We start from the raw sequence: 14,075 nt of genomic DNA, 5'->3' as shown, positions 1-14,075 counted from the left end.
AGTTGTCAGTCTGAGCTTGTCGAAGACTAATCTTTTTTATACAATTTCTATTGTTTTAATCCCTTCCGCATTAATTTTAGAAGTGAATGTATAAAATTCAATTCCTGTTGTGCCATATATTTCTTGTATCGCTTTTTCTACTTTTTTCGCAGTTTCTATGCCTTCCGATAAGGAGAAAATAGAAGGTCCAGAACCAGAAATCCCACAACCTAAAGCGCCATTTGAAATAGCGGTTTCTTTTACTTCGTTGTAATGGGGAATTAACTTACTTCGGTGCGGTTCTACAATAACATCATGTAAAGAATCTCCTAATAAATTATAGTCGTTAGTGTGCAAAGCATGCACCAAACTACCAACATTAGACCATTGTGTAATGGCGTCTTGCATGGGTACGTTTTTTGGTAAAATACTTCTAGCTTCTGCAGTTTTAACTTCGATTTGCGGATGAATTATAGTTGCATATAAATTGGATGGAGTAGGTAGCTGTAGTATTTGTAAAGGTGTATTACTTTTTACTAAAGTAAAACCACCAAAAATTCCGGGAGCAATATTATCTGCATGTTCGCTACCACTTGCAACTGCTTCGCCTTTCATAGCAAAGTTAGAAAGTTGCGTTTTGTTATATGGTTTTCCTAATAATTCATTGATGGCAAAAACAGCACCCGAAGCACTAGCCGAACTACTACCAATTCCGCTTCCAGGTTTAATCTTTTTATATATTTCAATTTCAAATCCGCAATCTGGATTCGCGTCATTATAAATTGCTAGAGCAGCAACGCCAGCTACGTTTTTTTTGGTTTCTAATGGTAAATCAAAACCTTCGATTTTTGTTATTTTAATTCCCTTTTCGATTGTCTTTTTAATAACCATTTCATCACCAACGGTATCTAAACAAAAACCAAGTACGTCAAATCCGCAAGAAACGTTTGCAACTGTGGCAGGTGAAAATATTTTTATTTGATCCATTGAAATCTATTTTTTTCATTTCCGCGAAGGCGGAAATTTTATATTTATACCTACAAGGTTTTTAAAACCTTGCAGGAAACAGTTGTTTTTTATTTCCGCGAAAGCGATATTTTTTTAATTATACCTGTCAGGTTTTTAAAACCTTCAAGGAAATCATTTGTTTTACGTTTGAGTAAGCACTGCCTACTGTGACTGAATACTGCTTACTTATATACCTATTTATTAGCAATTTGAATAATATTAGCAAACAAACCAGAAGCAGTTACATCTGCTCCAGCTCCAGCTCCTTTTACTATTAATGGTTGTTCTGGATAGCGTTGCGTGTAAAACATGACAATATTATCTTTTCCTTCTAGGTTGTAAAAAGGGTGTCCTACCGGAATTTCCTTTAAACCAACTTTCGCTTTTCCGTTTTTAAATTCTGCAACATATTTTAACTGACAGTTATTTGCTTTTGCCGAAGCGTATAGTTTTTGAAAATGAGCTTCGTCTGTTTTTAGCGTTTCGTAAAAATCATCTACAGAATCGCTTTCTAAATTCGCTTTGGTTAAAAAGGAATCGTTTATAATATCTCCAATTTCCATCTTTTCACCATTCTCACGAGCAAGAATTAATATTTTTCTTGCAACATCAATTCCGCTTAAATCTATTCTAGGATCTGGTTCTGTATAGCCTTCAAATTGTGCTTGCTTTACGGTATCATGAAAGTTTCTTTTATCACTAAAATTATTAAAGACAAAATTTAAACTACCAGATAAAACTGCTTGAATACTTGTTACTTTATCTCCAGATGCAACTAAATTCTTTAAGGTGTTTATTATTGGTAGTCCAGCGCCAACGTTAGTCTCGTATAAAAATGGTGCATTATATTTTAGAGATAAATCTTGTAAGTTTTTGTATTTTTCATACGTATTAGAACATGCGATTTTGTTACATGCAACTACCGCAATACTATTTTTAAGATAGTCTGCATATAGATTAGAAACCGCTTCATTTGCAGTAATATCCACAAAAATACTGTTACGTAAATTCAGTGCGATTACTTTATTTAGAAAGCCTTGTAAACTAGATGTATCCGAATGATGAAATTGGGATGTCCAGTTATTTAAATCGATTCCTTTTTCATTAAAAATCATTTTTCTGGAATTTGCCATTCCAACAATTCTTACATCAATTTTAAGATTCTTTTTTAAATACGCATGTTGCTGTTGTATTTGGTCGATTAGCTTTTCACCAACATTACCAACACCAGTAATAAATATATTAAGCTGTTTTGTGTTCTCTTCAAAAAAGCGTTCGTGTAAGGTATTTAATGCTTTTTTTACATCCTTATCTGCAATTACCGCAGAGATGTTTTTCTCTGAAGCACCTTGAGCAATAGCTCTAATATTAATATTATTTTTACCAAGTGTACTAAACATTTTTCCACTAATACCTTGATGATTCTTCATGTTATCACCAACAAGAGCGATTATAGATAAATCTTTTTCTACAATTAATGGCTCTATTTTATGCAGCGATATTTCGTTTTCAAAAGCAGTATCTATAGCTTCTTTAGCAAATTCTGCATCTTTAGATTCAATACCTAAACAGATGGAATGTTCTGAGGAAGCTTGCGTAATTAATACAATGTTTATTTTTTCTTGTGCTAAAGTTTCAAATAAACGCTTTGAAAAACCAGGAATACCAATCATTCCGCTTCCTTCTAAAGTAAGTAGAGCAATATTGCTAATATGGCTTATTCCTTTCACAGGAGATTTTCCGGTAGAAGCAGCCTTAGAAATAATAGTTCCGACTTCTTCGGGCTTTAAAGTGTTTTTAATATGAATAGGAATGTCTAAATTTAAAACCGGTTGCACTGTTGGAGGATATAGAACTTTTGCACCAAAATGCGATAATTCCATGGCCTCTTGGTAAGAAATAGTATCTATTGGATAGGCTTGTTTTACCAGTTTCGGGTTTGCAGTGAACATACCACTAACGTCTGTCCAAATTTCTAATTGTTTCACTTGTAAAGCTGCAGCAATAATAGCAGCAGTAAAGTCGGAACCGCCACGGCCAAGTGTGGTGATTTCTCCTAGTTTAGATTTAGAAACAAATCCAGGAAGCATCGTTATTTTTTGATTCGCTTTATTAAAGTAGTCTTTAATATTTTGATTTGTAATTTTATATTCTACTTCCGCTTTTGTGAAATTAGAATTGGTAACCACTAACTCCTGACTATTTTTTAATTCTGCATTAATACTTCTACTTTTTAAAGTTTCTGCAATAATATAAGAAGACAATAATTCCCCAAAACTTACAAGTTTGTCGGATGTTTTAGGTGATAATTCATTTATCAAATAAACACCGTCTAAAAGGCTCTTTAAATCTTGTAGCATTTTTTCTACGTGATCTAAAGTTTCCTTGTTTTTAGTCGGAATTAATTCAGAAATAATACTAAAATGTTTTTTCTGAATGGCTTCAAATTCCTTTATATAATCTTGATCTTTATTGTTGGCTAATGCACCAGCTTTTAGCAATCTATCTGTAATACCACCAACAGCAGAAACTACACATATTATAGCATCGGTTTTAGAATAGTCTTCTAATATGCTAATCACTTTGTTTATGTTTTTTGAGCTTCCTACAGAAGTTCCTCCAAATTTTAGTACTTTCATTAGATTTTACTTAATTATATAAGTTTTAATATACGTCTCAAAAGTATTACATTTACTTCTAAAAAAATATTAAAACGCTATTTTTGAGGAATTAGTAATATAAGATGCAGATACTGATTAAAATGAAACAATCCTGATAAAATCATTTGTTCCATTGAAAATTATTAAATGAATTTAGAAGACAATTAAAAAGCAATACGAATTAACAAATGAAGATATTTTCGAAAGAACAAATTTACGAAGGCGACAAATTAACTGCTGAAAAACAAGGCATAACATCTACAGATTTGATGGAGCGTGCTGCAACCCAAATTTTTAATTGGATGCATATGCGAATGCAAGGAGCACAAGTTCCAATTCATGTTTTTTGCGGAATTGGTAATAATGGAGGAGATGGTTTGGTGTTAGCAAGACATTTAATTACGCATGGTTATAACGTGAAAATGTATGTTATTAATTATAGTGATACACGATCTAAAGATTTTTTAATCAATTACGATAGAATTAAAAACATTTCGAAAGTTTGGCCTTTATTAATGACAGATGCCGAAGAATTTCCAGAGATTCATCCAGATGATATTATTGTCGATGCTATTTTCGGAATTGGTTTAAATAGGCCAGTTGTAAGTTGGGTGAAAGCTTTATTTCAATATTTCAAAGCATCCAAAGCTTTTACTTTAGCTATCGATTTACCTTCAGGTATGTATCCAGATCAAGTACCAGCAAATGAAAAGGATGTTGTTTGGTCTCATTATACATTGAGTTTTCAAACGCCAAAATTGATTTTCTTTTTACCAGAAACGGAAAAATATACGGTGCAATGGGAAGTTTTAGATATAGGAATAGATCCCGAATATTTAAATGCAACAGACACAGCATATGAATTGATTGGAAAAAACGAAATGCTTCCTATTTATAAACCAAGAGAAAAATTTTCGAATAAAGGAACGTATGGTCATGCGCTTATAATAGGAGGAAGCTATGGTAAAATGGGATCGGTTACTTTGGCAAGCAGAGCAGCATTATCTTCTGGTGCAGGTTTAGTTACTGCATATATTCCAAAATGTGGGTATACTGCTTTACAGTCTTCATTTCCAGAAGCAATGGTACTTACAGATACAAATGAAGAAATACTGACTAATATTTCCTTTGATATAGAACCAAATGTAATTGCTTTTGGAGTTGGAGTAGGAACCGCAACAAAAACCATTAACGCTTTTGAAAACTTTTTAAAAACGAATAAAATACCTTTGGTTATTGATGCCGACGGAATAAATATTCTTGCTAAAAAGAAGGCCTTATTAAAGTTATTACCAGAACAAACTGTTTTAACGCCACATCCAAAAGAGTTGGAACGCTTGGTTGGTAAATGGAACGACGATTTTGATAAATTAAAGAAGGTGAAAGCCTTATCTAAAAAATACAAGCTTATCATTGTAATTAAAGGAGCAAATAGCCTTACTGTTTTTAAAGATAAAGGTTATGTGAATACGACTGGGAATCCAGGGCTAGCAACGGCAGGAACTGGTGACGTACTTACTGGAATTATAACCGGATTAATAGCGCAAGGTTATGAGCCGCTTTCTGCAACGCTTTTCGGAATTTATTTACACGGAAAATCTGCAGATATTGCGATCGAAACTTTAGGCTACCAAAGTTTAATTGCTAGTCATGTTATTGAAACTTTGGGTCAAGCATATATCGACTTATTTAAGCAACCAGAACAACCTCAAGTAGAGGAAGAGGAAACAGAAGGAAAAAACCAAAGACGTAAGAAATAGTAAAGAGGAAAAATAAAGAGGAAATAGTAAAGTATAGAAATAAAAAAAAGCCACTCTAAAGAATGACTCAACTACGTTATTTATAGTGTGGCTTTTTTTTTATATTATAAGCTTAAAGAAGCGAATAATGTATCAAATTTTGGGCTAGAAGGTCTTGGTGCATCTGCATCTACAACAACGCCATTTGGATCTATTAAAATAAATCTAGGAATACTATTTACTTTAAAAGCAGCAATGAAATCAGATTTCCAGTTTTTATCGGAAAACAATTGAATACCACCCATTTCTTTTTCGATAATCATTTTGTTCCAACCTTCTTTTGAAGCTTCAAAAGATTTGTCTTTATAACCTCTTCCTTCATCTACAGAAATACTTACAAATTTCACTTTTTTATCTTCATATTTTTTCTCTGCTATTTTTAATGCAGGAAGTTCCGCTAAACATGGTCCGCACCAAGTTGCCCAGATATCTATGTACACATAGTTTCCTTTTAAATCTGCTAAAGAAGTAGTTCCTCCTTTTTGGTTTTCATAGTTATCAAAACTTGCGGAAGGTTGACCAATATAACTCGCAAATTGTTCTGCTCTTGCTTTTGCTCTTTCTTTACCTTCAGCAAAATAACCTAACATTTTCTTTTCAAAACCATCCACCTCTTCTTTTTCTGTTGCATAAAAAACAGGATCAATATCTTTGTTTTCTTCTAAAAAGGTAGCTCGCTTTTCGTTTATTTCAGAAATACTCTTTGTGAAATCTTCTTCTTCAAAATCAAAAAGGCTAGGAGGGAAAAGGGTTTCTTCAAATAATGCTTTTTTAGCTAAATAGTTATTTGTTTTATCTCCAATTCCGGTATAACTAATGGTTTCATCAAACATCTTGGTGTCTAATGTCATATTTAAATCATAGCCATTTTGTAGGTATACATTAGAGCTTTCACCACCATCATAAAAATTATATATTCCTGTAGCTACTTTTAATGTATCGCTAAATGTACCATCTTCATTCACCTTAATTGTTTTAGAATATGTTTGGGTTCTTAAAATAATAGAGTCGCTATTTTTATCTGTAATCGTTCCAGAAAAGGTAACATAATCTTTAGCTTCTTCTTTACAAGCAACAATGCTTAATGCGCATAAGGCAATTAATAGTTTTTTCATTTTTTGTGTTTTAGTTTCTCAAAAATAGGAATAATAAATTAGTATTTCCTGTATTTAATTATTAACAATAGTTGCATAACTAGTTTTGAATTGTCATTTTTGAATTACTTAAAATAAAACATGAGCACATACCATTATATATCTTCCGAAAAACTAGACATTGTAACCATTTACAATATTTTTAAAGACAATAAAAAATTAAAACTATCGGAAGAATCTGTAGGAAAAATAAAAGCCTGTAAAAAATATTTAGACAAAAAATTAAGTGAAGCAGAAAAGCCTTTTTACGGAATTAATACTGGTTTTGGTTCTTTATATAATGTCGAAATTTCTAAAAAGGATTTAACGAAATTACAGGAAAACTTAGTGATGTCACATGCTTGCGGAACCGGAGACCGTGTTCCAGAAAGTGTGGTAAAAGTGATGTTACTTTTAAAAATACAATCTTTAAGTTATGGACATAGTGGTGTACAATTAGAAACTGTAAATCGATTAATAGACTTTTTTAATAATGATGTTTTTCCGTTTGTATTTACACAAGGATCTCTTGGTGCTTCTGGTGATTTAGCGCCTTTGGCACATTTGGCTTTACCATTAATTGGAAAAGGAAAAGTAGTACATGATAAAAAAGAAATGAAGGCAAGTACCATTCTTAAAAAGTTTGGATGGGAACCAATAAAATTAGAAGCTAAAGAAGGTTTAGCACTCTTAAACGGAACGCAATTTATGAGCGCTTATGGCGTGTATCTTTTATTAATGTCACACAAAACATCCTATTTAGCAGATGTTATTGCTAGTATTTCATTGGATGCTTTTGATGGAAGAATTGAACCTTTTCATGATTTAGTACATCAGGTTCGTCCACATCCTGGACAGTTAAAAGTAGCACGACGTTTTAATGAATTTTTAAAAGGAAGTGAAATTATTACAAGAGAAAAACAACATGTGCAAGATCCGTATTCCTTTCGTTGTATTCCACAAGTTCATGGGGCAACAAAAGATACTTTAGATTTTGTGGAACGCGTTATTTTAACGGAAATCAATTCGGTTACCGATAATCCTAATATTTTTCCAGAAGAAGATTTAATTATTTCTGGCGGAAATTTTCACGGACAACCATTAGCATTAGCGTTGGATTATTTAAAAATTGCAATGGCAGAAATAGGAAATATTTCGGAAAGACGTGTGTTTCAATTAGTATCTGGATTGCGAGGATTACCAGCTTTTTTGGTAGACAATCCGGGCTTGAATTCTGGTTTTATGATTCCGCAATACACAGCAGCGAGTATTGTTAGTGCAAATAAACAATTAGCAACACCAGCAAGTGTAGATAGTATTGTTTCTAGTAACGGACAAGAAGATCACGTAAGTATGGGAGCAAATGCAGCAACGCAAGCTTATAGATTAATACGAAATGTAGAGCGTGTAATTGCTATAGAATTAATGAATGCTAGTCAGGCAATCGCGTTTAGAAATCCGTTAAAAACCTCTCCTTTTTTAGAATCCTTTTTAGAGCTATATAGAAAAGAGGTTTCCTTTGTTAAAAAGGATAGAGTTTTACATGATGATATTGAAGCATCTATTCAGTTTTTAAGTGATGTAGACGTAGAAATAGAGGAGTTGTTTTTGAATAATTATGGCGTTTAATTTGGCTTACTTTTTTTTGCAAAGTTGATTTGCCCAAGAAATAGCTTCGTCTAGGTTTTTAAACATTTCGAAAGGTTTATCAAAAAAGAGTTTTTCAATTAACGCATTATTCATGTCTATTTCTTTTTCAGATACCACAGCAAAACCAATAAGGTTCTTTATTTTTTTGGTTTCAAAATAAACGGCAGGATTAACACCATACGAATTTTCACGATTTGTTATGTAAACAAATTCGTTGTCTTGATAAAAAGTTTCTACTAAATTTATTAGTATTTGATTCGATGCTACAGTAACCGTTTCTCCTTGGTTTATAACTACAATTAAGTAATTTTCGTTGATGCTAACAAAGCCAATACCTATGTCTATGTGTTTTGTTTCCGTCATTATTAGCTGGTTTTGATGTATCATGTTAAGATACAAAAAAAAAAGAGGTTATCTAAAAAAATAGATAACCTCTTCTATCATAGAATATAAATATTAAGATTCCGCTGGTTTTTCAGCTTTCTCAATTTCAATTTTTAATTCATTAGATTCTTTATCTAAATCCATCATTATTTTATCTCCTTCTACTAATTGGGAAGTAATAATTTCTTCCGCTAAAGTATCTTCAACATACTTTTGAATAGCACGTTTTAATGGTCTAGCTCCATATTGTTTGTCAAAACCTTTATCTGCAATATAATCTTTGGCTTCTTTACTTAATTTTAAAGTGTAACCAAGATCTTTAATTCGTAACAATAGTTTTTCTAATTCAATATCAATAATTTTATTAATGTCTTCTTTTTCTAAAGCATTAAAAACAACGACATCATCAATTCTATTTAAAAACTCTGGAGCAAATGCTTTTTTAAGTGCATTTTCAATAACGCTTCTAGCATTTTTATCCTCTTGCGATTTTTGAGAAGCAGTACCAAAACCAACGCCAGTACCAAAATCTTTTAATTTTCTAGAACCAATATTAGAAGTCATGATAATAATAGAATTTCTAAAATCTATTTTTCTACCAAGACTGTCTGTTAAATAACCATCATCTAAAACTTGAAGCATCATGTTAAATACATCTGGATGCGCTTTTTCAATTTCATCTAGTAAAATGACAGAGTACGGTTTGCGTCTTACTTTTTCTGTAAGTTGCCCACCTTCTTCGTAACCAACATATCCTGGAGGTGCACCTACAAGTCTAGAGATTGCAAATTTTTCCATGTATTCACTCATGTCAATTCTAATTAAAGAATCTTCAGAATCAAATAACTCTCTGGCTAAAACTTTAGCTAATTGTGTTTTACCAACACCTGTTTGTCCTAAAAATATAAAGGAGCCAATTGGCTTATTCGGATCTTTAAGTCCAGCACGATTACGTTGAATTGCTTTAACAACCTTGGCAACAGCTTCGTCTTGACCAATTACTTTTCCTTTTATAAGTTCTGGTAATTCAGCAAGCTTATTACTTTCTTTTTGCGCAATTCTGTTTACGGGGATTCCGGTCATCATGGAAACCACATCAGCAACATTATCTTCGGTAACAATTTCACGATGCAATTTGGTGTCTTCTTCCCATTTCTCTTGTGCGATTGCTAAGTCTTTTTCGATGCGTTTTTCATCATCACGTAGCTTTGCCGCCTCTTCGTATTTTTGCTTTTTAACTACAGAAGTTTTTGTTTTCTTCACTTCTTCTAGTTGTTTTTCAAGTTCTAGAATTTGTTTAGGCACTTCTATATTTGTGATGTGTACACGAGAACCAGCTTCATCTAAAGCATCAATAGCTTTGTCTGGTAAAAAGCGTTCTGTCATGTATCTACTAGTAAGCTTTACACAAGCTTCAATAGCTTCTGGTGTGTATTCTACATTGTGATGCTCTTCATATTTACTCTTAATATTATTAAGAATTTCTATGGTTTCAGCAACCGTTGTAGGCTCGACAATTACTTTTTGAAAACGACGTTCTAAAGCGCCATCTTTTTCAATGTATTGTCTATATTCATCTAAAGTAGTTGCGCCAACACATTGTATTTCTCCTCTTGCTAAAGCAGGTTTAAACATGTTAGAAGCATCTAAACTACCTGTTGCTCCACCAGCACCAACAATGGTATGAATTTCGTCTATAAAAAGAATAATATCATCATTCTTTTCTAGTTCATTCATCACCGCTTTCATGCGCTCTTCAAACTGTCCTCTATATTTTGTTCCAGCAACTAGGCTAGCCAAATCTAGAGTTACAACACGTTTGTTAAAAAGGATACGAGATACTTTTTTGCTTACAATTCTATTTGCTAATCCTTCTGCAATTGCAGATTTACCAACTCCTGGTTCCCCAATTAAAAGCGGATTATTTTTCTTTCTTCTACTTAAAATTTGAGAAACTCTTTCTATTTCTTTCTCACGACCAACAACTGGGTCTAATTTTCCTTCTTCTGCCATAGCAGTTAAATCTCTTCCAAAATTATCTAAAACCGGAGTTTTTGATTTTTTGTTCGATTTTCCTCCTGTTGGAGCATTGAAAATATCTTTTGAAGACGCATCTTCAGAAGAAGTATCTTCATCTGGAAATTCTGCTTTTGGTTCTATATAATTATCATCGTTTGTAATCATAAATTTAAATTGTTCTTTAACATTATCGTAATCCACTTTGAGCTTATTTAAAAGCTTGGTAGTAGGATCGTTTTCATTTCTTAAAATACACAATAATAAATGTGCGGTATTAATCGACGTACTTTGAAAAAGTTTTGCTTCTAAAAAAGTAGTTTTTAAAGCACGTTCTGCTTGTCTAGTAAGATGTAGGTTTTTCTTTTCGTTAGAAGCCACTGCTACATTTGGGTTTGCAGGACTTAAAATTTCTACTTTACGCCTTAAATGATTTAAGTCAATATCTAACGCGTTTAATATGTTAATAGCTTTGCCGTTGCCATCTCTTAATAAACCAAGCATTAAGTGCTCTGTGCCAATAAAATCATGGCCTAAGCGTAGTGCTTCTTCTTTACTAAATGCAATTACATCTTTTACTCTTGGTGAAAAATTATCATCCATAAATTGTTCCTTTCTTCATTAAAAATACTAAAATCCTAATACTAAAATCAAAAACTATACCTTAAATAATAGGATATATGCTAATAGACGAAAAAAAGTTTATAAAATCAAAATAATTAACAGCATACTTATTAACTAATAAAGTATGTAAAATTGTTAATAAAAAGTCTCAAAAAAAACAATTGAAAGGCTTACTATGACTAATGAAAGTATTATATTAGCGTGTTTTGAAAATAACAGAATAATTTAATATTTTATATATATGGCAGAAGGAGAAAAACTCATTCCTATTAACATTGAAGATGAAATGAAATCGGCTTACATTGACTATTCAATGTCAGTCATTGTGTCACGTGCTTTACCAGACGTAAGAGATGGTTTAAAGCCAGTACATAGACGTGTACTTTATGGTATGCATGAACTAGGTGTTCGAGCAACTGGAGCGCACAAAAAATCTGCAAGAATAGTTGGTGAGGTTTTAGGTAAGTATCATCCGCATGGAGATACTTCTGTTTACGATGCAATGGTTCGTATGGCTCAAGAATGGAGTTTACGTTACATGTTAGTAGATGGTCAAGGTAACTTTGGTTCTGTGGATGGAGATAGTCCTGCAGCAATGCGTTATACAGAAGCGCGTATGCGTAAGATATCGGAGGACATGTTGGCAGATATTGACAAAGAAACAGTAGACCATAAATTAAATTTTGATGATACTTTAGAAGAACCAACCGTTTTACCAACACGTATTCCAGGACTTTTAGTGAATGGAGCTTCAGGTATTGCAGTAGGTATGGCAACGAATATGCCACCACACAACTTAACAGAAGTTGTAGATGGTATCATGGCTTATATTGACAATAAAGACATCGAAATTGATGAGTTAATGCAACACATTAAAGCACCAGATTTCCCTACAGGAGGAACCATTTATGGTTATGATGGTGTTAAAGAAGCTTTTCATACTGGTAGAGGACGTATTGTAATGCGTGCTAAAGCGAGAATTGAAGAGGTTCAAGGTAGAGAATGTGTTATTGTAACCGAAATTCCGTACCAAGTTAACAAAGCAGACATGATTAAAAAGACTGCGGATTTAGTTAACGATAAAAAACTAGAAGGTATCTCTACGATTAGAGATGAATCGGATAGAAACGGAATGCGAATTGTATACGTTTTAAAACGAGATGCAATACCAAATATTGTACTTAATAAATTATACAAGTATACTGCATTACAATCTTCGTTTAGTGTAAATAATATTGCACTAGTAAATGGAAGACCTCAAATGCTAAATTTAAAAGAGTTAATTCATTATTTTGTAGAGCATAGACATGATGTGGTTGTAAGAAGAACTACGTATGAGTTACGCAAAGCGGAAGAAAGAGCACATATTTTAGAAGGTTTAATTATTGCTTCCGATAATATTGATGAAGTTATTAAAATTATAAGAGCATCCTCTAATGGAGATGAAGCACGAACTAATTTAATAGCGCGTTTTGAACTTTCAGAAATACAAGCAAAGGCGATTGTAGAAATGCGCCTTCGTCAATTAACCGGACTAGAGCAAGATAAGCTTAGAGCGGAGTATGAAGAAATCATGAAAACGATTATCGACTTAAAAGATATCCTAGACAAAAAAGAACGTCGTATGGAAATCATTAAAGAAGAATTAGCCGTAGTTAAAGAAAAATATGGAGATGAGCGTCGTTCTGTAATTGAATATGCAGGAGGAGATTTAAGTATTGAAGATATGATTCCGGATGCAAAAGTAGTAATTACTATTTCGCATGCTGGTTATATTAAACGTACTTCCCTTAGTGAATACAAAACACAAAATAGAGGAGGCGTTGGACAAAAAGCTTCCACAACTAGAAATGAAGACTTCTTAGAACATTTATTTGTGGGTACAAATCACCAATACATGCTATTCTTTACACAAAAAGGAAAATGTTTCTGGATGCGTGTTTACGAAATACCAGAAGGAAGTAAAACCTCTAAAGGTAGAGCAATTCAGAACCTTATAAACATCGAGCAAGATGATAAGGTAATGGCATTTATTTGCACACAAGATTTAAAAGACGAAGAGTACATAAATAGTAATTATGTAATTATGGCGACTAAAAAAGGACAAGTTAAAAAGACTTCTTTAGAGCAATATTCTCGTCCGAGAACAAACGGTATTAATGCGATTACTATTAAGGAAGGGGATGAGTTGCTAGAAGCAAAGCTTACTACAGGTGAAAGCCAAGTGATGTTAGCGCTTAAATCTGGTAAAGCAATTCGTTTTGAAGAAGCGAAAACACGACCGATGGGAAGAAATGCTTCTGGTGTTCGTGGTATTCGATTACAAGATGAAAAAACGGATGAAGTTATTGGTATGATTGCCGTAGATGATATGGAAAGCAATATCCTTGTCGTTTCTGAAAATGGTTATGGTAAACGTTCTAGTTTAGAGGATTATAGAATTACCAATCGTGGAGGAAAAGGTGTGAAAACGATTTCTATTACAGAAAAAACAGGTAACTTGGTAGCAATCAAGAATGTAACAGATACAGATGATCTAATGATTATTAATAAATCGGGTATTGCTATTAGAATGGCAGTAAAAGATTTAAGAGTAATGGGTAGAGCTACGCAAGGAGTAAAACTTATTAATTTAAAAGGAAAAGACTCTATTGCAGCTGTAGCAAAAGTAATGCAAGATGAAGATGAAGTAGAATTAGATGAAGATGGAAATGTAATAATTCCGGAAGCTACCGAAACTATTGATGATGATGAAGATGGCACAACTCTTGATATTAGTGAAGAAGAAGAAGAATAAACAATACCATTAATTAAAACAAACT

General features: G+C 32.7%; 8 protein-coding genes. 3 read left to right on the top strand and 5 right to left on the bottom strand.

What is annotated here, in order from left to right; translation table 11 throughout:
- Positions 1–36: 36 nt before the first annotated feature.
- Both ACVCZW_RS17740 and thrA read right to left on the bottom strand, forming a co-directional pair.
- Complete coding sequence (locus ACVCZW_RS17740; protein WP_452230126.1) at positions 37–966, bottom strand: homoserine kinase; 930 nt, start codon at positions 964–966, stop codon at positions 37–39.
- Between the two features lie 215 nt (positions 967–1,181).
- The gene (thrA, locus tag ACVCZW_RS17735; protein ID WP_452233067.1) at positions 1,182–3,626 is read right to left on the bottom strand and encodes a bifunctional aspartate kinase/homoserine dehydrogenase I; all 2,445 of its coding nucleotides are present in this window, start codon (positions 3,624–3,626) and stop codon (positions 1,182–1,184) included.
- A gap of 209 nt (positions 3,627–3,835) precedes the next feature.
- Here thrA and ACVCZW_RS17730 point away from each other — a divergent pair, with 209 nt between their 5' ends.
- On the top strand, positions 3,836–5,407 hold the full coding sequence (locus ACVCZW_RS17730; RefSeq protein ID WP_452233066.1) for an NAD(P)H-hydrate dehydratase: 1,572 nt from the start codon (positions 3,836–3,838) through the stop codon (positions 5,405–5,407).
- A gap of 104 nt (positions 5,408–5,511) precedes the next feature.
- Here ACVCZW_RS17730 and ACVCZW_RS17725 read toward each other — a convergent pair whose 3' ends face one another.
- Positions 5,512–6,561 carry a TlpA family protein disulfide reductase gene (locus ACVCZW_RS17725; protein ID WP_452230123.1) on the bottom strand — a complete coding sequence of 350 codons (1,050 nt, stop codon included), beginning with the start codon at positions 6,559–6,561 and terminating at the stop codon, positions 5,512–5,514.
- Between the two features lie 120 nt (positions 6,562–6,681).
- On the opposite strand from ACVCZW_RS17725, the gene hutH reads away from it, so the two are divergent.
- The gene (hutH, locus tag ACVCZW_RS17720; RefSeq protein WP_452230122.1) at positions 6,682–8,208 is read left to right on the top strand and encodes a histidine ammonia-lyase; all 1,527 of its coding nucleotides are present in this window, start codon (positions 6,682–6,684) and stop codon (positions 8,206–8,208) included.
- Between the two features lie 6 nt (positions 8,209–8,214).
- On the opposite strand, the gene ACVCZW_RS17715 is transcribed toward hutH, so the two are convergent.
- Both ACVCZW_RS17715 and ACVCZW_RS17710 read right to left on the bottom strand, forming a co-directional pair.
- Positions 8,215–8,616 carry a hypothetical protein gene (locus ACVCZW_RS17715; RefSeq protein ID WP_452233065.1) on the bottom strand — a complete coding sequence of 134 codons (402 nt, stop codon included), beginning with the start codon at positions 8,614–8,616 and terminating at the stop codon, positions 8,215–8,217.
- Between the two features lie 69 nt (positions 8,617–8,685).
- A complete protein-coding gene (locus tag ACVCZW_RS17710; RefSeq protein WP_452230120.1) occupies positions 8,686–11,232 on the bottom strand; it encodes an ATP-dependent Clp protease ATP-binding subunit in 2,547 nt (848 codons plus the stop codon).
- Between the two features lie 262 nt (positions 11,233–11,494).
- Here ACVCZW_RS17710 and gyrA point away from each other — a divergent pair, with 262 nt between their 5' ends.
- Complete coding sequence (gene gyrA, locus ACVCZW_RS17705) at positions 11,495–14,050, top strand: DNA gyrase subunit A (RefSeq protein ID WP_452233064.1); 2,556 nt, start codon at positions 11,495–11,497, stop codon at positions 14,048–14,050.
- Positions 14,051–14,075 lie beyond the last annotated feature (25 nt).

The sequence above is a fragment of the Lacinutrix sp. MEBiC02595 genome, from assembly GCF_053601555.1.
The sequence above is the reverse complement of the archived record's forward strand: the minus strand, read 5'-3'. Positions and strand labels throughout refer to the sequence as shown.

Coding starts and splice junctions, on each gene's coding strand:
- ACVCZW_RS17710 (WP_452230120.1), bottom strand. CDS start 11,232: ATGGATGATAATTTTTCACCAAGAGTAAAAGATGTAATTGCATTTAGT.
- ACVCZW_RS17730 (WP_452233066.1), top strand. CDS start 3,836: ATGAAGATATTTTCGAAAGAACAAATTTACGAAGGCGACAAATTAACT.
- gyrA (WP_452233064.1), top strand. CDS start 11,495: ATGGCAGAAGGAGAAAAACTCATTCCTATTAACATTGAAGATGAAATG.
- ACVCZW_RS17715 (WP_452233065.1), bottom strand. CDS start 8,616: ATGATACATCAAAACCAGCTAATAATGACGGAAACAAAACACATAGAC.
- ACVCZW_RS17725 (WP_452230123.1), bottom strand. CDS start 6,561: ATGAAAAAACTATTAATTGCCTTATGCGCATTAAGCATTGTTGCTTGT.
- hutH (WP_452230122.1), top strand. CDS start 6,682: ATGAGCACATACCATTATATATCTTCCGAAAAACTAGACATTGTAACC.
- ACVCZW_RS17740 (WP_452230126.1), bottom strand. CDS start 966: ATGGATCAAATAAAAATATTTTCACCTGCCACAGTTGCAAACGTTTCT.
- thrA (WP_452233067.1), bottom strand. CDS start 3,626: ATGAAAGTACTAAAATTTGGAGGAACTTCTGTAGGAAGCTCAAAAAAC.